The sequence below is a fragment of the Neobacillus sp. S1227 genome (assembly GCF_055385255.1).
Genome location: NZ_AP038276.1, coordinates 2739357 through 2761054, shown reverse-complemented (window position 1 = coordinate 2761054; position 21698 = coordinate 2739357). Strand labels below are relative to the sequence as shown.

The 21698-nt window shown below is 41.8% G+C and carries 19 protein-coding genes; 16 read left to right on the top strand and 3 right to left on the bottom strand.

Features of this window, described 5'->3' with window-relative positions:
- Nucleotides 1-164 precede the first annotated feature (164 nt).
- The 4 genes from ACZ5AE_RS13960 (at nt 165) to ACZ5AE_RS13945 (ending at nt 3079) form a co-directional block, all read left to right on the top strand.
- Nucleotides 165-542, top strand: coding sequence for a CidA/LrgA family protein (locus ACZ5AE_RS13960; RefSeq protein WP_464573259.1), 378 nt, complete (start codon nt 165-167; stop codon nt 540-542).
- Nucleotides 526-1215, top strand: coding sequence for an LrgB family protein (locus tag ACZ5AE_RS13955; protein WP_464573257.1), 690 nt, complete (start codon nt 526-528; stop codon nt 1213-1215). The genes ACZ5AE_RS13960 and ACZ5AE_RS13955 overlap by 17 nt, the downstream gene beginning before the upstream one ends.
- A 214-nt stretch (nt 1216-1429) precedes the next feature.
- Nucleotides 1430-2581 carry a lactate 2-monooxygenase gene (locus tag ACZ5AE_RS13950; RefSeq protein WP_464573255.1) on the top strand — a complete coding sequence of 384 codons (1152 nt, stop codon included), beginning with the start codon at nt 1430-1432 and terminating at the stop codon, nt 2579-2581.
- Between the two features lie 12 nt (nt 2582-2593).
- Entirely contained in the window at nt 2594-3079 is a 486-nt protein-coding gene (locus ACZ5AE_RS13945; protein ID WP_464573253.1) for a PaaI family thioesterase, read from the top strand.
- Between the two features lie 56 nt (nt 3080-3135).
- Here the strand turns inward: ACZ5AE_RS13945 and ACZ5AE_RS13940 are convergent, their stop codons facing one another.
- A complete protein-coding gene (locus ACZ5AE_RS13940; RefSeq protein ID WP_464573251.1) occupies nt 3136-4038 on the bottom strand; it encodes a TetR/AcrR family transcriptional regulator in 903 nt (300 codons plus the stop codon).
- A 184-nt stretch (nt 4039-4222) separates the two neighbouring features.
- Here ACZ5AE_RS13940 and ACZ5AE_RS13935 point away from each other — a divergent pair, with 184 nt between their 5' ends.
- The 10 genes from ACZ5AE_RS13935 (at nt 4223) to ACZ5AE_RS13890 (ending at nt 17046) form a co-directional block, all read left to right on the top strand.
- Nucleotides 4223-5803 carry a DHA2 family efflux MFS transporter permease subunit gene (locus ACZ5AE_RS13935; RefSeq protein ID WP_464573249.1) on the top strand — a complete coding sequence of 527 codons (1581 nt, stop codon included), beginning with the start codon at nt 4223-4225 and terminating at the stop codon, nt 5801-5803.
- 98 nt (nt 5804-5901) lie between these two features.
- Nucleotides 5902-6669 (top strand): cobalamin-binding protein, encoded by a 768-nt coding sequence (locus tag ACZ5AE_RS13930; protein ID WP_464573247.1) that lies wholly within the window; start codon nt 5902-5904, stop codon nt 6667-6669.
- On the top strand, nt 6662-7492 hold the full coding sequence (locus ACZ5AE_RS13925) for a uroporphyrinogen-III synthase (protein ID WP_464573245.1): 831 nt from the start codon (nt 6662-6664) through the stop codon (nt 7490-7492). Before ACZ5AE_RS13930 ends, ACZ5AE_RS13925 begins: the two co-directional genes overlap by 8 nt.
- 379 nt (nt 7493-7871) lie before the next feature.
- Complete coding sequence (locus ACZ5AE_RS13920) at nt 7872-9239, top strand: NAD(P)-dependent oxidoreductase (protein WP_464573243.1); 1368 nt, start codon at nt 7872-7874, stop codon at nt 9237-9239.
- A 44-nt stretch (nt 9240-9283) separates the two neighbouring features.
- Nucleotides 9284-10570: an NAD-dependent dihydropyrimidine dehydrogenase subunit PreA gene (gene preA, locus ACZ5AE_RS13915; RefSeq protein ID WP_464573241.1), complete on the top strand. Its 1287-nt coding sequence runs from the start codon at nt 9284-9286 to the stop codon at nt 10568-10570.
- Between the two features lie 21 nt (nt 10571-10591).
- Nucleotides 10592-11998, top strand: a complete 1407-nt coding sequence (gene hydA / locus ACZ5AE_RS13910) for a dihydropyrimidinase (RefSeq protein ID WP_464573239.1) — start codon at nt 10592-10594, stop codon at nt 11996-11998.
- Nucleotides 11999-12145: 147 nt separating this feature from the next.
- Entirely contained in the window at nt 12146-13621 is a 1476-nt protein-coding gene (locus ACZ5AE_RS13905; protein WP_464573237.1) for an NCS1 family transporter, read from the top strand.
- 13 nt (nt 13622-13634) lie between these two features.
- A complete protein-coding gene (locus tag ACZ5AE_RS13900) occupies nt 13635-13853 on the top strand; it encodes a hypothetical protein (RefSeq protein WP_464573235.1) in 219 nt (72 codons plus the stop codon).
- 335 nt (nt 13854-14188) lie between these two features.
- Nucleotides 14189-15655 carry a CoA-acylating methylmalonate-semialdehyde dehydrogenase gene (locus ACZ5AE_RS13895; RefSeq protein ID WP_464573626.1) on the top strand — a complete coding sequence of 489 codons (1467 nt, stop codon included), beginning with the start codon at nt 14189-14191 and terminating at the stop codon, nt 15653-15655.
- Between the two features lie 35 nt (nt 15656-15690).
- On the top strand, nt 15691-17046 hold the full coding sequence (locus ACZ5AE_RS13890; protein WP_464573233.1) for an aminotransferase: 1356 nt from the start codon (nt 15691-15693) through the stop codon (nt 17044-17046).
- A 41-nt stretch (nt 17047-17087) separates the two neighbouring features.
- Here the strand turns inward: ACZ5AE_RS13890 and ACZ5AE_RS13885 are convergent, their stop codons facing one another.
- Both ACZ5AE_RS13885 and ACZ5AE_RS13880 read right to left on the bottom strand, forming a co-directional pair.
- Nucleotides 17088-17525 carry an Rrf2 family transcriptional regulator gene (locus ACZ5AE_RS13885; RefSeq protein ID WP_464573231.1) on the bottom strand — a complete coding sequence of 146 codons (438 nt, stop codon included), beginning with the start codon at nt 17523-17525 and terminating at the stop codon, nt 17088-17090.
- Nucleotides 17526-17618: 93 nt separating this feature from the next.
- Nucleotides 17619-19577, bottom strand: a complete 1959-nt coding sequence (locus tag ACZ5AE_RS13880; protein ID WP_464573229.1) for a helix-turn-helix domain-containing protein — start codon at nt 19575-19577, stop codon at nt 17619-17621.
- A gap of 258 nt (nt 19578-19835) precedes the next feature.
- Between ACZ5AE_RS13880 and ACZ5AE_RS13875 the strand changes: the two genes are divergently transcribed.
- The gene (locus ACZ5AE_RS13875; RefSeq protein ID WP_464573227.1) at nt 19836-20048 is read left to right on the top strand and encodes an acetyl-CoA carboxylase biotin carboxyl carrier protein subunit; all 213 of its coding nucleotides are present in this window, start codon (nt 19836-19838) and stop codon (nt 20046-20048) included.
- A 72-nt stretch (nt 20049-20120) separates the two neighbouring features.
- On the top strand, nt 20121-21683 hold the full coding sequence (locus ACZ5AE_RS13870) for an ABC transporter substrate-binding protein (RefSeq protein ID WP_464573225.1): 1563 nt from the start codon (nt 20121-20123) through the stop codon (nt 21681-21683).
- Nucleotides 21684-21698 lie beyond the last annotated feature (15 nt).

The following is a 21698-nucleotide window of genomic DNA, read 5'->3' as shown; positions in this document are numbered from 1 at the left end:
GAAAAAGTTAGGATATCTCACAAACATCAGCTTTGATTTAAATTTCAGTGTTAGAAAACCTAACAAATTTGCAGAATGTTCCTTCGCTATATGTCATACTTGCAACATTAAAACGATTCCTGCTCGTTAAACAATAAAAATGAGCTGGCAGGGGGTGGGAACCGGTGGTTCGATATTTTGTTCAATTTATCACAATCCTTTTGATTTATCTTATTGGAAATGGTCTAGTGATATGGCTTAATCTTCCTGTTCCAGGAAGCATCGTTGGAATGGCCCTTTTGTTTCTAGGTTTGGCATTAAAGGTCTGTAAACTCAAGTGGGTCGAAGCGATAGCACAGCTCCATATCAAACATATTACACTTCTTTTTATTCCTTTTGCAGTCGGAGTTTGGCACTATACTGGTATCTTTCGGGTCGAAGGATTAAAACTGACTGCCATACTCGCATCCAGCAGCATCGCAGTATTGCTTGTTACGGCGGGAATGGCAGAGTTTTTCGAAATCAAAACAAAGAGGGGGAGGCAAAATGGAAAAAATGATTGAAAGCATCCTTTTATGTACAGCCGTCACGGTAATCAGCTACCTAGTCGGACTGAAGGTTTTTCAGAGATATCATAAGCCGTGGTTAAACCCTTTATATACCGTTACAGTTTTCATCATTTCGATGATTTCGTTGTTCCACATAAATATGGAGGATTATACTTCTGGTTCTGGGGTGTTCTCCCTGCTTTTGGGAACAGCCACTGTTTCATTAGCTGTTCCTTTATACAAACATATCAAGCTAATAAAAAAATATTTTTTGGTCATTCTATGGGCGGTCCTTTCCGGTACCATAACGGGTGTGGCGACGGTTGTGTTTTTGACCAAGTTGCTCCATATCAATAAGGAAATAATGATTACCCTCATTCCAAAATCTGTTACCGCCCCCATTGCACTTTCTATTTCACAATCGGTGGGCGCAAGCCCTTCACTAACCTTGATGTTCGTTCTGATTTCCGGTATTTTATCGCTTATTGTTGGGCCTTCAATGTTAAAGCACGTACGTATAAAAAGTGGAGTTGCCAAAGGCCTGGCATTGGGAACATCAGCGCAGGCTATCGGGGCTAAACGGGCGTTTGAGTGGGGTGAACTTGAGGGTGCGATGGGAAGCATTGCTATGATAACCGCTGCCATCATTATGTCTGTATTCGCCCCTTTAATCCTTTATATTTACTAAACAAGATTGACATTTTGTAATGTAAAAGAAGGAAGATACACAACTTCCTTCTTTTTCCTATTTTCACTATAAATAAAAAAATGTTTTTATAATATTTCGTCAACTCGTTGACCAAGCTATTTTTCCAATGATATTATGACATTGTAAACGTTTTCGATAAACATTATTTTAAAAAAGTATTTTTAGAAAAAATTCATTGGAGAGGAAGAAAAAAATGAGTTTCGGTAATCACGTCCAATTTAAGGTTTATCAGCAGTACGAGAAAAATATCATCCCGGTATCCTACGAAGAGCTAGAGGCAAAGGCGAAGGAGAAGCTGGAAAATAAGCCATATTATTATGTAGCTGCTTCTGCAGGCGCCGAAATCACTGCGAAGCAAAATAACAAGGCGTTTGAAAAGTGGCAGATTGTGCCAAGAATGCTTTGCGATACATCCTCCAGAGATTTAAGCATTGAACTTTTTGGAAGAAAATACGCCTATCCCGTTTTATTGGCCCCGGTTGGTGTTCAGTCTATTGTCCACCCCGAAGGTGAACTGGCAACAGCACGGGCAGCTGCGGCCATGGATGTTCCGTTCATTGCTAGTACAGCCTCTACATACAGTTTGGAAAAAATTGCTGGTGAGATGGGACAAGCTCCCCGCTGGTATCAATTATATTGGAGTAAAGATAGGGAAATTGCAGCGAGTATGGTGAAAAGGGCGGAGGCATCTGGCTATGATGCGATCGTCATCACCTTGGACACTCCGATGATGGCCTGGCGCGAAAAGGATATTGAGAATGCCTATCTGCCATTCCTTGAAGCTCAGGGTATCGGCAATTATTTGGAAGACCCCGTATTCTGTTCAAGACTAGACAAATCACCACAAGAGGATTTGCAAGCGGCTATCATGCTGTGGGCAAGGGTTTTCGGAAATCCGACTCTAACATGGGAGGACCTTGAATTCATTAAAGCTCAAACTTCCTTACCAATTCTACTGAAAGGAATATTACACCCCGAAGACGCAAGGCTTGCAGTAGAACATGGTGTAGATGGAATCATTGTCAGCAATCACGGCGGCCGACAGGTTGACGGTGCGATTGCCGCAATCGATGCCTTACCGGAAATCGTCGACGCTGTGAATGGTGAAATTCCGGTACTTATGGACAGCGGAATTCGTAGAGGCTCAGATATTATTAAAGCTCTCGCTTTAGGAGCGAAGGCAGTTTTGGTCGGACGTCCTTATATGTACGGTTTGGCTTTGGCGGGTCAAGACGGTGTTAAACAAGTTTTGAGAAACCTAATCGCCGATTTTGACTTAACACTTGCTTTATCTGGTAAACGCACGGTTACCGAATTAAATAGAGATTTATTAAAAAGTGTTTAGGGGGTAAGCAAGATGGAGGAGTTGGTGTTAAACGCAATACAGGATGAATATCCAGATGATTTTGCCTGGTGTTATGGCTGCGGTCGCTTAAATGAAGAAGGTCATCACTTTCGGACCGGCTGGGAAGGCGAAAAAACAGTCACCATCTTTACTCCAAAACCTGAACATCTAGCGCTGCCAGGTTTTGTTTATGGAGGGCTTGTTGCTTCCTTAATTGATTGTCATGGTACGGGTTCAGCGGCTTTGGCCCTGCACCGGAAAAATGGTCATGAACCGGGGGAAGGAGCGGAACCGCCTCGTTTTGTCACAGCGTCCTTAAATGTCAATTTTATGAAACCAACTCCCCAAGGAATACCATTAAAAGCGGTGGGCATAGTGGAGGAGATACACCCAAAGAAATTTAAGGTGACTACCGAAGTATTTGCAGCTGAAACTCTTTGTAGTAAAGGCGAAGTTGTTGCAGTTGTCATGCCTAGCACATTTGTACAAAAGGGGTAATAAATTAAAAAAGCAGTCCCTTTACCAAAACCAGGTAAAAGGACTGCTTTTTTCTATTAATCTTCAGAATTATCGAGACTGTTAAAGAAATCTTCAACAATACTTTCCAATTTCTTCAGGTCTACCTTCAGAATGGTTCCTAGTTGTGCATGTAAAGAAAGAAGGGCGCTTTCAATTAGAAATTTACGAGGTTTTTTTGTATCGAGCAGCTCTTCTTCAATAAAATCCAAAAGGCTAATAGAGGCAGATTGCTCATTTTGGCCCAATTTGCATTTAATAGTAAAAATAGCATGATGAATCCTTTTTTGAAAATCATGCTGATTTTTTTTACAATCAGGGAACCAGTATTCCAATGCTTTCGGACTGATTAATTGCTCATCCTGCTCAGCCACTTCATTCACCATTTTTACAAGCCGGTTAACCGTATAGCGTACGACATGGCTGAGATTGGCATTTAAATCATGGGCCAACAGCGAAAACTTTAGGTTCTCTCTAAGCATACCCATAAACATAATGGAACAATCTAATAAATAGTCTTTCTTTTTTTCACCAAAAAGATCAATTAAACGAAGGTAAATCCAGTGTATGTTCTTTACTTTTCCCTGTTCAATAAATTGCTTTAGGTCGGCATCATTAGAAACCAAAACCTCTTCAAAAAGGGGAATTAACTTATTTTTTCGATTGGTCTTTAATTGTAGTTCAATCTGCTTAATAAAGATTTCAATATCAGAACGATCTTGGCCAATTAACAGCTCATTTCGTAATGTCGCTAATTCCGAATAAACAGATTTGAAAATTGCAATTAATAATTCACTTTTTGAGGAAAAGTAATTATAAAAGGTTCCTTTGGAAATGCCGCTGTAATCTAAAATATCCTGAATCGATGTTGACTGAAATCCTTTATCAATAAATAGCTGATGTGCCATTTTGACAACATGCTTTTTTCGCTCATTCATCATTTATCACCTTGATTTTTTTTTGTACCGAGTGTATAAAATCATAGTACCTGAATTATTACTAGTTTACAAACCAATTAAACATGCAGATTTTTTTATTGCAAAAATTGAACAGCGCGTATATTATTATGTAAGTATGAAACAGGTGTATAAAAAAATGAACAACTAGTTTATAGGGGGAAATAGAATGGATCAAACCATAAATAAGTCCGGCCGGCCGCCATATGGCATTATAGCGGTGTTAATGGTCGGTGCTTTTATTGCGTTCTTAAATAATACATTATTAAATATTGCTTTGCCATCGATCATGAAGGACTTGGATGTGGAAGCATCAACAGTGCAATGGTTAACAACCGGCTTCATGCTCGTAAACGGAATTTTAATTCCTTCCACAGCTTATTTAATTCAAAAATATTCAGTTCGACGATTGTTCTTATCGGCGATGCTATTATTTTTGGCTGGAACTATTCTCGCCGGAACTGCTCACGTATTTCCTATATTATTAGGAGGGCGGATGCTTCAGGCTTCAGGTTCTGCTATTTTAATGCCGCTCTTGATGAATGTTATGTTAGTAAGCTTTCCTGTTGAAAAAAGGGGAACAGCTATGGGCGTGTTCGGCCTCATCTTAATGTCTGCACCAGCAATTGGGCCAACCCTTTCAGGCTGGATTATTGAACATTATGATTGGAGAATGCTCTTCCACTTCATTACACCAATAGCCGTCGTTGTAGTATTAATCGGCTTTTTCCTACTGAAGGATAAAAAAGAAAAAGTGAATATGCGTATTGATTTAATTTCACTTGCGTTATCTAGTCTGGGTTTTGGCGGAATCCTTTATGGATTTAGTTCTGCCGGAAAGCGAAATACTTCAGGAGACACTGGCGGCAGTACATGGGGCCAGGGCGGCTGGGATGATCCTATTGTCTATGGCTCAATTATTATTGGTGTTATCTGCTTGATTGTGTTTATTTTGCGACAGCTAAGGCAAGAAAATCCTTTACTTAATTTCCGAGTTTATAAATACCCAATGTTTGCTTTATCTTCTGCAATCGCCATGGTTGTCAATATGGCATTGTTTTCCGGGATGATTTTACTTCCAATATACGTTCAGACCATTCGCGGCATTTCGCCTATGGATGCAGGTTTAATGCTGCTGCCTGGAGCGATATTAATGTCGATCATGTCTCCGATTACCGGAAAATTATTCGATAAGTTTGGCGGACGGATCTTGGCGCTTATCGGTTTAACTATATTGACCGTAACAACTTATATGTTCAGTCAGCTTGAGCTGCATACTTCTTATACACACTTGATCATTCTATATTCCATCCGGATGTTTGGAATGTCGATGGTCATGATGCCTGTATCAACAAATGGTTTGAACCAATTGCCAGCCCGCTTCTATCCACATGGTACAGCGATGAACAATACCTTAAACCAGGTGGCTGGCGCCATTGGTACTGCCTTGTTAGTAACAGTTATGACCAACCGGACAACAACAAAGGCAGAGGAACTTGGGGCAGCTGCCCAGGCAGCCATGAAAAACGCTGCCCAGCCTCCAACACCAGAAGTTATCGCGCAAATGAAACAAGAAATTATGATGAAAGCCATGTTAGATGGAATCAATTATTCCTTCGTCTTTGCAACAGCTATCGCGGCAGTTGCACTCGTCCTTGCCCTCTTTATTAAGCGGGCAAAGCAGGCAGAAGATTCTGGTGAAACAAAGCCAGCAGGTACCAAAGTAACAACTAAATTAGCAGGAAATTAATCCGCGCCAAATTTTTTACCAGGTATTCCTTACGGATGCCTGGTTTTTATATATAATGAATAAATAAAAGTAGTATTTCGAAGGGGGATAGGGAAGCTTTGCGAGTAATTTCATTGTGTCCGAGTAATACAGAACTGATGGAGTACCTCGGCTTGACACACCTTTTAGTGGGTGTTGACGATTTTTCAGATTGGCCTGGATCTGTTTCAGAATTGCCTAAATTGGGGCCCGATTTATCAATAAATATGGACATAGTTGAAGAGCTGCAGCCAGATATGGTTCTAGCTTCACTAAGTGTGCCCGGAATGGAGAAAAATGTAGAGGCTCTAAAGGAGCGAGGGATTCCTCATATAGTTTTAAACCCGCAATCATTATACGATATTGAGCGGGACTTAATTATAGCAGCTGAAATACTTGGAGTGCCGGAACAGGGGACGACGGCTGCGAAGGAATTTCGCGAAAGACTCGAAGCCATTAAATCCTTAGCAGCGGAGGTACCTAATCGGCCGGCCTTATATTGGGAATGGTGGCCAAAGCCGATTTTCACGCCGGGAAAAATTAATTGGCTGACTGAATTATCGGAGGCAGCGGGTGCGAAGAACGTCTTCGGGGATGTAGACTTGGCGAGCGTCCAGACCGGTTGGGAAGATGTGATAAACCGTAAGCCGGATTTTATATGCCTAGCCTGGGTAGGAGTCCGAAGGGAGAAGGTTCAGAAGAATGTAGTCAAGAATCGGCCCGGTTTTGAACGATTAAACTATTTGACAGATGATCGGATTCTCATCCTCGAGGAAGAACTTTACTGCCGTCCATCACCAAGACTATTAGATGGCTTGGAAAAATTATTTAAGCTTATACATGAATAAGAAGGAGTTAAATATGAACGAAAAAGGGTTGAAGGGGAAAAAGATTATTATTTGCGGATCAAGAAAAAACGAAGAGATTAGTACGATCATTGAGAAACAAGGCGGAATTCCAATCGTTCGGCCCCTTCAAGGGACAGTTTTTTTGGCTGAAAAGGAAGTGGAGCCTGAATTAGTGAAATTTGTTGAAAATGGGGCTGATTGGGTAATCCTTACGACCGGAATTGGAACCGAAACACTCGTTAGCATAGCGGCAACGGTTAGTTTGGAGGAGCTTTTCTTAAAAAGACTGCGTGAGGCTAAGGTGGCGGTAAGGGGATATAAAACGATTTCGGTGCTGAAAAAATTATCGGTACAGCCGGTTGCCGCAGCAGAGGATGGTACTACAAAGGGCTTAGTTCAAGCACTTGAGTCCTACGATTTCTCCGATAAAAAAATTATGATACAGTTACACGGTGAATGGGCACCGACGTTAACGGCGTTTTTTGAAAGCCGAGGCGGATCGGTCCAAAAAATCCTCCCATATCAGCACATCGCGCCTGAGCAGGCGATTGTTGAAAAATTGTCTCAAGAATTAATGACTATCGACTGTAATGCTGTTTGTTTTACTACAGCAACACAGGTTCACTCGCTTTTTGATTATGCACGTAAGCAAAATATTTATGATCATATTGTACATTCTCTAAATAATAAGGTAGTTGCTGCAGCAGTGGGAAAAGTGACCGCTGAAGCATTGAGAGATGAAGGTGTAAATCGCCTCGTGGTGCCTGAAAATGAAAGAATGGGCGCAATGATTATCGAACTTGGCAAGTATTTCAACGCCTAACAGTATGTATGTGCTCCTTTGGGAGCACATTTTTGTTTATTAAGAAAAGTGTCGATAAAAAAGTGTGTAATGATTATTGACATTACGCCATTTTTTTACAATCTTTTCAGATGAACTGTGTTAAATTGAAAGAGTGTTCAGAAAAGAGTACAGTGATCCTATTTGTGTATCTGATAGAATCTTTTTTACATAGTGATTAAAAAGAATAGGTAGAACTATTTATCTGGGTGTAAGATGTAACGCCGGTTTATAAACTGTAGAATTATGGTGTATCAAGAATTTTTATAAAATAAATATTGAAATGAGGGGGTTAAAAAATCTAAATATTAAAGCGCTTTCATTAATGTTATTTAATGAACAAAAAAGGGAGGGCTTTTATTTGGCAAACGAAAAAACACAACGAATTTCCTTAACGAATCTTGAAAAAAACTTTCAAGAGGTTGAGCCGGGACTTACGAATCAAGAAGCGATTGAAGAAGCTAATCGCTGCCTCTACTGTTATGATGCCCCATGTATCAAGGCCTGTCCCACAGGCATCAATATTCCTGCCTTTATTAAAAAAATTGCCTCAGGAAACTTGCTTGGTTCTGCAAAAACAATTATGTCTGCAAACCCAGTAGGAGCAAGCTGCGCAAGAGTATGCCCGACAGAGGAACTCTGTGAGGGTGCATGTGTCCTGAATCACTCCACAGAACCGATCATGATTGGCAATCTACAACGCTATGCAACAGATTGGGCGATCCACAATAATACAACTCTATTTGTAAAAGGGGAATCAAACGGAAAGAAGATTGCCATTATTGGCGGTGGTCCGGCCGGATTATCAGCGGCCCGTGAGCTTGCCCGGCTAGGTTATGAGGTGACTATTTTTGAAGCAGCTGAAAAGGCTGGCGGCCTCAATACGTATGGTATTGTTTCATTCCGGTTACCGCAGCGGATTTCCTTTTGGGAAGTTGAGCAGGTGGAAAAATTAGATGTCACCATTCGAACCAATACTGTGGCAGGAAAAGACATTTCAATGGAAAAATTAACAGAAGAGTTCGACCGGATTGTCCTTGCGGCTGGAATGGCACATGTGCCAAGTCTCGGCATTGAAGGCGAGGAGCTGGACGGGGTTTATGATGCCATTGAATTTGTCAAAAAAACCAAAGATGGGAAACTATCGAATGATTTTGTCGGTAAGCGGGTTGTTGTAATTGGCGCAGGGAATACAGCCATTGATGGTGCGACTTGTTCCGTTCGGCTAGGGGCTGAAAACGTGAAGATCCTCTATCGAAGAACCGTAGATGAAATGACAGCCTACGATTTTGAATATGAGTTTGCCAAGCAAGATGGTGTCGAGTTCCGCTGGCTGACTGCACCGCAAAGGATTATTGGCAGTGAGAACGGCAAGGTGACAGGAATTGAGTGTATAAAGATGAAGCTCGGCGAACCTGATACGGATGGACGGCGACGTCCTTTAGCAGTTGTCGGGTCAGAACATGTAATTCCGGTTGATGCTGTGGTGAAAGCTATCGGACAAACAAGACATCTCTCTTTAATTGAGAAGTTTGGCCTAGAGCACGACGGAGGGGTGGTCAAGGTTGACCCGGATACATTGCAGACATCAAATCCAAACATATTTGCCTGCGGCGATGTGATTTTTGGCAAAGGACAAGGGGAAGCGATGGTTGTAACGGCCGCCCAGCAAGGGAAAGAAGTTGCTTATGCCATTCACAAACAATTTACTACGGTGGGAACTACTTGACTCGAGTTTATTAATCTCGTGAAAACTTTAAAGGGGGAAATTTGATGGCTGATTTACGGATTAACCTCGCTGGGATCAAATCGCCAAATCCATTTTGGCTGGCGTCTGCACCACCGACAAATTCAGGCTATCAGGTTCAAAGGGCCTTTGAGGCGGGGTGGGGAGGAGCCGTCTGGAAAACGCTTGGGGATCCCATTCTGAATACAAGCTCCCGCTTTGCTGCCATCAGCTTTAACGGCCAGCGGGTCGCAGGCTTTAACAATATTGAATTGATTACTGACCGGCCGCTCGATGTCAATTTAAAGGAAATCTATGAAACGAAAAAGAAATTCCCGAATCATGCCATCATTGCCTCGCTAATGGTTGAACCAAAGCAGGAAAAATGGCACGAAATTGTCAAACGTGTGGAGGATGTCGGGGTCGATGGACTTGAACTGAATTTCGGATGTCCGCACGGCATGGCAGAGCGGGGCATGGGTTCAGCCTCTGGCCAGGTGCCGGCCCTTGTAGAAAAACAAACCTTATGGGTAAAAGAAGTGGCAAAAACACCTGTTATCGTCAAGCTAACACCGAATATTACCGATATTACAGCAACTGCGGAAGCGGCTTGTAACGGCGGTGCCGATGCCATTAGTATGATTAATACGATAAACAGCCTTATGGGCGTGGACCTAGATACTTGGAATACGATCCCTCATGTCGCCGGGAAGGGTGCCCATGGCGGTTATTGTGGTCCGGCCGTAAAGCCAATTGCCTTAAATATGGTGGCAGAGTGCGCCAGACATCCACAAATCAATGTCCCGATTTCCGGAATCGGCGGCATCTCCAACTGGCGAGATGCGGTTGAATTTATGCTGATGGGGGCAACCGGAGTCCAAATCTGTACCGCCGCCATGCATCACGGCTTCCGGATTGTGGAGGATATGATTGAGGGGCTGAATCATTACTTAGATAGCAAGGGAATCGCTGCTATTTCCGATATTATCGGCAAATCAGTGCCGAAATACTCGGATTGGGGAAATCTTGATCTGAACTACAATACCGTGGCTAAAATCAATACGGATGTTTGCATTAACTGTAACAAATGTTATATAGCCTGTGAGGATACATCGCACCAATGTATTGAAATGCTTTCTGATGCATCAGGAAAAAGCTTTCTAAAGGTACGGGAAGAGGATTGTGTCGGCTGCAACTTATGTGCGATTGTCTGTCCGGTAGATGGGGCGATTGATATGATTGAAGTCCCGAATGAAATGCCGCCAATGACTTGGAATGAACGTCAGGCTGCTATTAACGCTGCCATAACTTGCAAAGTGGATACAACTAAATGATAGATTAGGAGGGCTAAACCAATGAAAAAAATCGTTAAAAATGGAACGATTGTTACAGCAGCAGATACGTTCCAAGGAGAAATTTTAATTGAAGACGGCAAAATCACGCAAATTGGCGCCAATCTTTCAGCTGTTGGAGCAGAAGTGATTGACGCAAAAGGCTGCCTAGTCTTCCCCGGAGGAATTGACCCACACACCCATCTAGACATGCCATTTGGCGGTACAGTAACAAGGGATGATTTTGAATCAGGAACGATCGCCGCTGCCTTCGGAGGCACAACCTCGATCATCGATTTTTGCCTAACCAATAAGGGCGAGCCTTTGAAAAAAGCGATTCAAACCTGGCATGAAAAATCCAAGGATAAAGCGGTCATTGATTATAGCTTCCACCTCATGATTAGCGAAATCAATGATCAAGTACTTAACGAATTGCCACAGGTCATTAATGAGGAAGGAATCACCTCCTTTAAAGTGTTTATGGCGTATAAAAACGTCTTCCAAGCAGATGATGAGACCTTATTTAAGACACTTGTAACGGCAAAGGACCTAGGTGCTCTGGTCATGGTTCATGCCGAGAACGGGGATGTCATCGATTACTTAACGAAAAAGGCCCTCTCGGAAGGGAAAACGGATCCAATTTATCATGCCTTAACAAGACCGCCGGAATTGGAGGGTGAAGCGACCGGCCGCGCTGCCCGATTTACCGGACTGGCGAATTCGCAATTATATGTTGTACATGTTTCCTGTGCTGATGCCGTTGAAAAAATAGCGGAGGCAAGAGCGAAAGGGTATGAGGTCTGGGGGGAAACCTGCCCGCAATATCTCGTCCTAGATCAAAGTTATTTAGAAAAACCAAATTTTGAGGGAGCAAAATATGTCTGGTCACCGCCGCTCCGTGAAAAATGGAATCAGGATGTCCTTTGGAATGCCTTAAAAAGCGGACAGCTCCAAACATTGGGCTCCGATCAATGCTCATTTGATTTCAAAGGCCAAAAGGACCTCGGACGGGACGATTTTACAAAGATTCCTAATGGCGGACCAATGATTGAAGATCGTCTTACCATTTTATTTTCGGAGGGAGTGAAGAAGGGAAGAATTAGTCTGAATCAGTTTGTTGACATTACCTCGACGCGGATTGCCAAACTTTTTGGCCTCTTCCCCAAAAAGGGAACAATTGCTGTCGGTGCGGATGCCGACCTTGTCATTTTTGACCCGAATATTGAGCGGGTGATTTCAGCTGAAACCCATCATATGGCGGTTGATTACAATGCCTTTGAAGGAACGAAAGTCACCGGTGAGCCAGTTTCCGTTCTAGTCCGCGGCGAATACGTGGTCCGAAACAAGCAGTTTGTAGGCAAGCCAGGCTCTGGTCAATACTTGAAAAGGGCTAAATATAGTTCATCTGCACCATTAAATCTGTCTGAATGAAACACTATCAATCTAGCAAATCCGACTTATTTTTGAACCACTCCTGCATTTGCTCGGGCAAGCTCGAGTAATTGCCCCATTAATGAATTTTTCATGTCGGTTGTTTTCATAAAATTTTTTAAAATTTAACCGAATTGGAGTGTTCATATGAAAAAAAGCCATTTAAAATCACCCGATTTATTGCCCATTCAGCAAAAGGATAGGAAAATCACCAATTTAGGTTACTCCTTTATGTGGGTGGGGATGGTCGTCGTTCTTGCCACCTTCGCCATTGGCGGAGCGGGGGTCATGACCTTGTCGCTGCCTTGGGTTATCCTTGCAACAATTATTGGAAGTCTAGCCATTGGTTTCTTTATATCTTTAATCGCGGACATTGGGATTGAACATGGGTTATCGTTTCCGGTCTATATGAGGGCACCGTTCGGCACTATCGGAACGCATATTCCTTCGATTACCCGGGGAGTAACGGCGTCCATGTGGTTTGGGATTAACACCTATTTTGGGGCAACGGCAATGAACGGTATTTTAAATATTTTATTTGGCTTTGATAACTGGTTTATTTGCTTCCTAATTTTTGCGGTTGTTCAGTTGGTCAACACCGCATTGGGGATTAAATCGATTGAGAGGTTTGCGGATTTGGCTGCTCCGATTATTCTTTTAATCTCGCTCTGGATGTACGTGTCGTTATCAGACCAGGCTTCTGCAGCCGGAAGGGACGTTTGGAGCTGGGTAGAATCACCTGTTACTGGCGGTGCTGCCTTTACGGCGTTTTTGGTCGTGATTTTCTCTAACATGGGCTTTTGGGCCACATTAAGCGCTGATATTCCAACGATATCTCGGTTTATCAAGGCACCTGCAAATGAAAAGAACTGGTTTAAGCGAAATAAAGGATCGTTGATTGGTAACCTTGTGGCGATGCCATTAACACAGACTTTTATGATTATTATTGGTGCAGTTTCATATATTGCGGTATTAAATTATGATCCTGTGGTGGCTCTGCAGAAGGCTGCCGGCGGCTTCATTCTTGCCATTTTACTATTAATGATTGTGTTGGCTCAATGGTCAACCAATACAGCGGCCAATGTTGTCCCAGCTGCGACCATTTTTTCCAACGTGGGCGGTCCTAAGTTTCCGTTTTGGGCAGGTGTCATTACAGCTGGCATCGTCGGAACGGTCGTCCAGCCGTGGGAGCTGTTTGGTGTTATAATCCCGATTCTTTTATTTGTTGGGGGAATCCTTTCGGCCATCGTTGGTATTTTGTTTGCCGATTACTATCTGATTCGAAAAAGAAGGGTCAATGTTCCGGAACTATATGAAGATCAAGGGCAATTTAAATACCTTGGCGGAGTAAACATTGCCGGTTTTATTGCTTGGATTATTGGGGCAGCAGCTTCTTATTTTGTTCCGGAATATGGCTTTCTCGTCGGCTTTCTTGTAGGTGCAGCGGTTTATTATGTTCTGGCTAAATATTGGTGGTTTAGACTATTCCGTCAGGCGGAAATTGAAGAGCCGAGTGATGAAAAATATTTAGGAATTTCAGTTGGGCGTGACTGGATTATTGAAGAGGAACACATCTATGAACCGGCTGTTAAAGAACTTCCGGAAAATCTCGATTTATATTAATGGAGGCGGGGACATGTCTGAGCATCAACAATTTCTTGCTGAAAGGGACAGAATAGACTTTTTCATCCAAAAGGGATATCGAATACATTCTGTATATGAGCATTTGGATGGGGCTACTGTTGAATTTGTTCATCCAAATGGAAACGTGACCGAAGCTTTGTTGATTAGCAATGCAAATGCCCGAAAATATTTTTCCAGCCTTTTAATCAAACAGAACACAATGGGCAAATAATGGTTTCGGAAATGGATTGGCCAATAGCCAGTCCTTTCCGAATATAGCTGACATTTTTAGGGGAGAACTGCGGGATGAAAGAACAATGAACACCAGTTCCCGATTATCATTTTTCAAGACGAGGTCCCGTTTGTTGAAATTCCCAAAGCTATTCATTCTTCATCATAAGTCAGCAGTTCAACAAAATTTCAGATTTGGAAAATTATTCGCAAAGCCTAAATTGATGTTCACACTGTCGAAGAAATGCACTTAGTCGTTTTACAATGTGTCTAATGAATACTTTGTAAGGATAAGAGATAATTAACTTATAAACTTTAAAATATGGAGGATTAATGATGAGCGTGACAAAAAATGATACAGCCGTTTTAAAAAATTTTATAAATGGTGAATGGGTCAATTCAAACAGCGCTATAACGCTGGATGTACCGAATCCTGCGACAAATGAACTATTAATCAAGGTGCCGGTTTCAACAAAGGAAGATGTAAATCTAGCAGTTGCAGCAGCAAAAGAGGCATTTAAGACATGGAAGAATGTTCCTGTACCAAAAAGGACGCGCGTTTTCTACAAATATCATTATCTATTAACAGAGAACCATGAGGAATTGGCCCGCTTAATTGTCCAAGAAAATGGCAAGGCTTACAAGGAAGCGTATGGCGAGGTGCAGCGCGGAATTGAGTGTGTAGAGTTCGCATGCGGGGCGCCAACATTAATGATGGGCGAGACGTTGTCAGGAATCGCCGAAGACATTGATTCGGAAATGTTCCGCTATCCATTAGGCGTCGTTGGAGGAATCACGCCATTTAACTTTCCGATGATGGTGCCAATGTGGATGTTCCCACTCGCGATCGCATGCGGAAACACATTTGTGTTAAAGCCATCTGAACGAACTCCTATTTTAGCCAATAAATTAGTTGAGCTATTTACGGAGGCGGGTGCACCGAAGGGTGTTTTAAATGTCGTTCATGGAGCGCATGATGTGGTAAATGGATTAATTGAACATAAGGACGTTGCGGCCATTTCGTTTGTCGGATCTCAGCCGGTAGCGAAGTATGTATATGAGCGGGCTGCCCGTGAAGGAAAACGGGTCCAAGCCCTTTCCGGTGCGAAAAACCATCATATCATCATGCCAGATGCAGATATCGAAAGGTCCGTTCAGCATGTTATGAGTGCCACCTTTGGCAGCGCCGGCCAGCGTTGTATGGCCTGCAGTGCAGTAGTTGTCGTAGGAGATAATGACGCGTTTGTTGCAGCCTTAAAGAGGGAGGCTGACAAGTTAAATATTGGTAACGGCATGGATGAAGAAGTTTTATTAACCCCGGTTATTCGCAAGGAACACCGTGATAAGGTCCTTGGCTATATTGAAAGTGGGTTAGAGGAGGGAGCGGAATTAATAAGGGACGGCCGAAAGGAAATGAGTAACCTTCCAAAGGGCAACTTCCTGGGACCAACCATTTTTGACCATGTTACTCCCGAGATGACTATTGCAAAGGATGAAATTTTTGCACCGGTATTGAGCTTGCTTCGTGCAAAGGATTTAGATGAGGGATTGGAATTTATTCGCAGGTCCCGTTATGGAAATGGAGCCGTCATTTATACAAATAATGCTAAAGCAATCCGGAAGTTCCGCGAAGAGGCGGAGGCTGGAATGCTCGGAATCAATGTTGGTGTCCCTGCCACGATGGCCTTTTTCCCGTTTTCAGGCTGGAAGGATTCCTTCTATGGCGACCTCCACGTTAACGGAAAAGACGGGCTCAATTTCTACACCCGGAAGAAAATGATCACATCACGATTTGAAGCATAAGTATAAATTAACTGTTAGAATTGGAGGGAAGCGTAATGGTTCAAACGGACCGTTCCCAGGAATCGTTGGTTAAGAATGATGATAAATATGTATGGCATGCGATGCGTCCATACAGTCCGGATGCGACGATTGTTGTTGAGAAGGCGGAAGGTTCTTGGATAACAGATATAGACGGCAAGCGTTATTTAGATGCGATGTCCGGCCTTTGGTGTGTAAATATTGGCTACGGACGAACGGAGCTGGCTGATGCCGCTTATGAGCAATTAAAGGAAATGGCCTATTTTCCCCTTACGCAAAGCCATGTTCCGGCAATAAAGCTGGCTGAGAAGTTAAACGAAATGCTTGGTGACGACTATGTAATATTCTTCTCAAACAGCGGTTCAGAAGCAAATGAAACTGCTTTTAAAATCGTACGCCAATACCACCAGCAAAAGGGCAATCACAATCGCTATAAGATTGTCGCCAGGTACCGTGGTTACCATGGAAATTCTTTCGGGGCACTCGCTGCCACGGGCCAGGCTCAAAGGAAATATAAATATGAACCGCTCGCATCAGGCTTTATCCATGTATCTCCGCCGGATTCTTACCGTGATGATACGAATGTGTCCGATCCGATGAAATTATCCTCAGTGCAAGAGATTGATAAAACGATGACCTGGGAGTTAAGTGAAACGATTGCTGCGATGATCATGGAACCGATTATTACGGGAGGCGGCATTCTCGTACCACCGGATGGATACATGAAGGCAGCCCATGAAGTATGCAAAAAACATGGAGCACTTCTCATTGTCGATGAGGTCATTTGTGGATTTGGCCGTACCGGCAAGCCGTTTGGTTTTATGAACTATGGGGTCAAACCTGACATAATTACGATGGCAAAGGGTATAACAAGTGCGTATCTGCCGTTATCGGCAACTGCTGTACGCAAAGATATATATGAAGCGTTTAAAGGAACTGAGGAATACGACTATTTCCGTCATGTCAACACATTTGGAGGAAATCCGGCAGCCTGCGCTTTAGCTTTGAAAAACCTCGAAATTATGGAAAAAGAAAAGCTTTTTGACAGGTCCCGGGATTTAGGAGAACAATTGTTAAATGATTTAAATGGCCTTCTTAAAGACCACCCGTACGTCGGCAACATCCGTGGTAAGGGCCTATTAATTGGGATCGAGTTGGTAAAGGATAAGGGCACAAAAGAGCCCCTTGACGTCGGCCTTGTTAACCAAGTAATCGCCGGCTGCAAGGAAAAAGGCATTATCATTGGTAAAAACGGGGCAACAGCAGCCGGATATAACAATGTTCTTACCCTGGCACCTCCATTAAGTATTGAACTTAAGGATTTGAACTTTTTAGTAAAAACGCTGGGAGAGGCACTTGATAAGATAAAATAAGTGAAAAAAGAGCACTCGTGAATGTTCACAAAGTGCTCTTTTTATTGAGCTTGCTTTTCCTTCTCCAAAATCCCTTTTACAACATCCTCAATCGTCACATTAGCCAGAACTTTTTCCATGGCCAATTGCGCTGTCGAGAAAAGGGGCCCGATTGTTTCTTGAATATTTCTTCCGACCATACAAGCTGGATTTGGCTCCTCATGGATACTGAACAACTCATTATCTGATACAACATTAACTGCCTTATATACATCCAATAATGTAATATCCGATAATCCCTTTGCCAATTCTGCGCCGGCAATACCAGGCCTGACATGGACCAAACCGGCGTTCTTAAGCATCCCCATGATTTTTCGTATCACAACAGGATTTGTGTTAACGCTTTTAGCAATATATTCTGAAGTATTGACATCATTTTTATTAACTTCCAACAAGGATAATATATGAATTCCTACAGAAAAACGACTACTGATGGACATACCTTTCGCCTTCCTTTTTCTTCTTTCCAATCACCTACCATTCAGTATAACACAATGATATTGATTCATAATGAAAAACAATTTAGTGTACATTTAGAAAAATGATTCCTTTAAATGACAGGCAAGCTGAATTTTTAATCTATTTTCCGGTTCCTCAAGAGAAACATTTAACAGATCCTCAATTTTTCTCAGCCGTTGATACAAAGTATTGATATGAACATGAAGGAGCTCCGCCGTTTTCACCGCTGATTGATTCGTTTGAATATACGTGATTAATGTTTTTTCCAAATCATTGTTTCTCAGTTTATTAGAATTTAGCGGTCCAAAGATTTCTTCTAAAAACCGTTCAATTTCCTCTTTGGATTGATTTAAAAAGAGGCGGTTAATGCCGATATCCGAAAATTCCATTAATCCGGAACGATGTCTGGAGCTTAAATAGGCAATGGCTCTGGCTGCTTCATTATGGGTTTTATAGACAGATTCTACTCCCTTATACACACCGCCCACTCCTGCCCTTAGTGCCACACCTTCATTTTGTTCCCACTCTTTTAATATTTCTTTAATAGTATTCAGAACTCTCGGAAAAGCAGTATTATTTTTAAACGTTAGAAGCAGCATTACTTTGTTGCTATTTCCGAAAACGATCTTATCTATCCCGGAGAGCTTGGATTTGATCCGAGAAACTAATCGATGAATACTTGTTTGCAAAACATGATGGTCAATAAAATTAGTTAGTTCGATGATCGTTGTGCAAAGATAATTATTTAAATCTATTCCAATATCAAGCCCTTGTTTATAGAGAAGACGCGGTGCCTCTTTTCTTAATAGATTTTGATAAAAATCGCTTGTTTTTTTAAAGTAGAATTCTGTAAGGGACTGCCGTTTTGCCAATTCTAGTGCCAATACGGATCCGCCGCGTTCAATAATCATGTGTTCGAGCTGGGTTATTGAGCGCTGGGCAGAAACAATTAGGCAGCCAGTACATGTGCTGTCAGTAAAAATTGGATAGATAAAAAAAGATTTCTGATCATGGTCATAAAGATCCACATATATCGGATAGTTTTTTGTGCCGATAATCTGTGTTAATTCCTCGCTACTGAAGAATAAAAAAGCTCTGCCAGGAAAATATTCGTTCTTTAAAAGATCAACAAAAATTAAAGACATTCCCAGCATACGGGTCAACTCTTTGACAATTGCATCAATCCCTTTATTTTGGATAGAAAGCTGTGTCAGTGTGGCATGCACTTCATTTTGTTTGATGAGGACCTGATTTTTCCTGTTTATTTCAGTAAAAAGGCGGGCATTCTCGATGGCAATAGCAATTTGAGCAGTCAGCCCCTGTAATAGTTTAAGATCCCAGTCAGTAATTTCATGTTCAAGGTTAACCCGATGTATTCCTAAAACTCCAATAATTTCATTATGAAATCGAACCGGAACTGATATTGTTGAGTTTACATTCCTTCCGTGAAAAGCTTTTTTCAAGAGTTCATCATTCTTCTTGGAAGTCCCTTTCATGGCATCATTTGCCTCCCGAAAGGAATTATAGATACGCGGCTTGCCATCTAAAAATGTTTTCCCTGTCACTGATTCTCCAACTCTATATTTTACTTGTTCAATTTCCTTTTTCCAGCCCCGATAAGCCTTGCAAACGAGCCGGTCGATGACTGGATTGTAAAGCCAGAAGGCCGCTGTGTCGGCTCCTGGGATGATGCTGGCTACATTATCAAGAATTTTTGTCAGCAGCACATCTAAGTCAAGGGAGGAGGTGATGTTTTGTACCCCTTCTATCAACTTTTCCATTTCTAAATTTTTCGATTTTAATGCGTACTGTGTATATACGGGGTATAAAAGATGATAAAAAATATCAATATTTTCTTTTTCTTTGGTGATATTTTCGTTGGAGGATAAAAGATACACCTTGTAGCCCTGTGGGTAATCTAGCGTGATGATGGTTTGATGAATCAGTTTTAATGGTGATGGTTCCAGTACGGAGGAATCAACGTTTTCAATATCAGAATCATAGCTGTCAATAAGCTCCCATTTGTGTTCCATGGGAGAATATATCCAAATTTGATAGGAAGATAAGGATAATTTTCTTTTTAAAAATGTCCTTAGAAAAGAATGGTCAAGCACTTTTCAACACCTCAATGTAAAAAACTCTATTTAAATTACCTAAAATGTAAATGAACCTACATTGTGTCAATTCTACCAATTTTATATACTTTAAGTAAATACTGAATATTCAGACATAAATCGACAATTTGTGAAATCGCTTTCTTTGAGCGGTTATCAAAAGGAGGTGGCAAAAAGATGAGTTCCATCACATCGTATATGGCAGGCAACATTTTTAAAGTCCTAGTAAAAGAAGGGGATACGATTTCACCTGGTGAGGATGTCGTTATTTTGGAGTCTATGAAAATGGAAATACCCATAGCAGCAGAAGCGCAGGGTACAGTTCTTGAGGTTAACGTAAATGAAGGAGATTTTGTAAACGAAGGGGATGTCTTAATTAAGTTTGAATAGGACAAATTCAACCTTTACACGAATATTCGTTCACGCATTCCCGTCATCCCCCACTTATAAAGGAGGTTCCATATGAAAAAATCTAGTAAACTATTTGGTGCCCTATTTTTAGCAATTCTTCTACTTGTCGCTGGATGCTCGAAAAATAATTCAACGACTAATCAAACTTCCGGCAAAACGTCGGAGGGGACAACGAAATCCGAGCCGAAAAAGGGTGGAAGTATTGTTGTTGCTTATGATTCTGATATAAGTAACTATGACCCGATTTTAGGTAATTCTGGTAATGATCACGCACTTCTATATCCTGTTTATGACACACTGGTAAACTACAACGCAAATTTAGAAGCTGAGCCAGGACTTGCAAAATCCTGGGATACACCGGACGATAAAACGATTATCCTGCACCTCCAAGAAAATGTCTTATTCCACGACGGCACCAAATTTAATGCAGAAGCAGTGAAATTTAACATTGAACGGATCAATTCCCCAGATTCAAAGGTTTCCGACCTTTCCAATGTTGAATCTGTAGAGGTTGTGGACGAGAATACCGTTAAGTTGCATCTCAAACAGCCAGATTCTTCTATCATACTTGCCTTATCCGATCGTTCGGGGATGATGGTATCACCTGCCGCTGTTCAAAAATTCGGTGCAGATTATGCTCAAAATCCGGTAGGTACGGGCCCGTATAAAATGGTCAAATGGGTCCGCAATGGGGAAATTGACTTTGAAGGAAATAAAGATTATTGGCAAAAAGGGCTTCCATATTTGGATAAAATCACAGCTAAGATTATGCCGGATGAAAATACTCGTTTAAATGCTCTTAAATCAGGCCAGATTCAATTCTATTGGAATGTTTCGCCTGATAACAGCCAGGTATTAAAGAGTGACAAGAATATCGTGTTAGATACGAAAATGAAGGTTGCTTTCTATAATATGTACATCAATACGAAATTGGCTCCATTTGACAAAAAGGAAGTCAGACAGGCTTTGGAATATGCCATTGACCGGGAATCATTGGTTAAAGCGTTAACATTCGGCGAAGGAGAAGCAGCTTATCAAACCTTTCCAAAGGACTATTGGGCAGCATCTCCTGATGTAAAAATTTCATATGATCCGAAAAAATCAAAAGAATTATTAAAACAAGCCGGTGTTGACAGCGTCACCTTTGATATGTTTGTGCCTACGAGCACATTCTATACAAGGTTAGCTGAAGCAATAAAAGGTCAGGTAAAGGAAGCAGGATTTACCATTAATATCCAGCCAATGGAATTAACAAAAGGAGTAGCGCTGTATTTCAACGAAAAGCAAATTGCTGCTAACTTAACGTCTTGGACTGGACGGCCAGACCCGCAGCAAACCGTCAATTTATTCCTAAGCCAAAAGGGTTTCTATAATGCTGGCGGTGAATCAACACCGGAAAAGGAAGAACTAATTTCAAAAGCCGCTGCTTCTTACGATCAAAAGGAACGGGCCAAATTATATGCAGAAATTAACAAGATTTCTATATTAGACGAAGCCATGCAAGTGCCAATTTTGTTCCAGCCTTCAACAGCTGCCATGACAACGAAAGTGAAAGGCTTTGAAGGGACATTGCTTGGAAAACCAAAATTCTCAACCTTATGGTTAGATCAATAGAATTGTAGAGAGGGG

What these genes read in the sequence shown, in the direction of transcription:
- ACZ5AE_RS13940 (WP_464573251.1), bottom strand. Translation starts at nt 4,038, where the DNA reads ATGATGAATGAGCGAAAAAAGCATGTTGTCAAAATGGCACATCAGCTA.
- preA (WP_464573241.1), top strand. Translation starts at nt 9,284, where the DNA reads ATGGCTGATTTACGGATTAACCTCGCTGGGATCAAATCGCCAAATCCA.
- ACZ5AE_RS13900 (WP_464573235.1), top strand. Translation starts at nt 13,635, where the DNA reads ATGTCTGAGCATCAACAATTTCTTGCTGAAAGGGACAGAATAGACTTT.
- ACZ5AE_RS13880 (WP_464573229.1), bottom strand. Translation starts at nt 19,577, where the DNA reads ATGGAACACAAATGGGAGCTTATTGACAGCTATGATTCTGATATTGAA.
- ACZ5AE_RS13905 (WP_464573237.1), top strand. Translation starts at nt 12,146, where the DNA reads ATGAAAAAAAGCCATTTAAAATCACCCGATTTATTGCCCATTCAGCAA.
- ACZ5AE_RS13935 (WP_464573249.1), top strand. Translation starts at nt 4,223, where the DNA reads ATGGATCAAACCATAAATAAGTCCGGCCGGCCGCCATATGGCATTATA.
- ACZ5AE_RS13870 (WP_464573225.1), top strand. Translation starts at nt 20,121, where the DNA reads ATGAAAAAATCTAGTAAACTATTTGGTGCCCTATTTTTAGCAATTCTT.
- ACZ5AE_RS13955 (WP_464573257.1), top strand. Translation starts at nt 526, where the DNA reads ATGGAAAAAATGATTGAAAGCATCCTTTTATGTACAGCCGTCACGGTA.
- ACZ5AE_RS13895 (WP_464573626.1), top strand. Translation starts at nt 14,189, where the DNA reads ATGAGCGTGACAAAAAATGATACAGCCGTTTTAAAAAATTTTATAAAT.
- ACZ5AE_RS13945 (WP_464573253.1), top strand. Translation starts at nt 2,594, where the DNA reads ATGGAGGAGTTGGTGTTAAACGCAATACAGGATGAATATCCAGATGAT.
- ACZ5AE_RS13875 (WP_464573227.1), top strand. Translation starts at nt 19,836, where the DNA reads ATGAGTTCCATCACATCGTATATGGCAGGCAACATTTTTAAAGTCCTA.
- ACZ5AE_RS13925 (WP_464573245.1), top strand. Translation starts at nt 6,662, where the DNA reads ATGAATAAGAAGGAGTTAAATATGAACGAAAAAGGGTTGAAGGGGAAA.
- hydA (WP_464573239.1), top strand. Translation starts at nt 10,592, where the DNA reads ATGAAAAAAATCGTTAAAAATGGAACGATTGTTACAGCAGCAGATACG.
- ACZ5AE_RS13890 (WP_464573233.1), top strand. Translation starts at nt 15,691, where the DNA reads ATGGTTCAAACGGACCGTTCCCAGGAATCGTTGGTTAAGAATGATGAT.
- ACZ5AE_RS13885 (WP_464573231.1), bottom strand. Translation starts at nt 17,525, where the DNA reads ATGTCCATCAGTAGTCGTTTTTCTGTAGGAATTCATATATTATCCTTG.
- ACZ5AE_RS13950 (WP_464573255.1), top strand. Translation starts at nt 1,430, where the DNA reads ATGAGTTTCGGTAATCACGTCCAATTTAAGGTTTATCAGCAGTACGAG.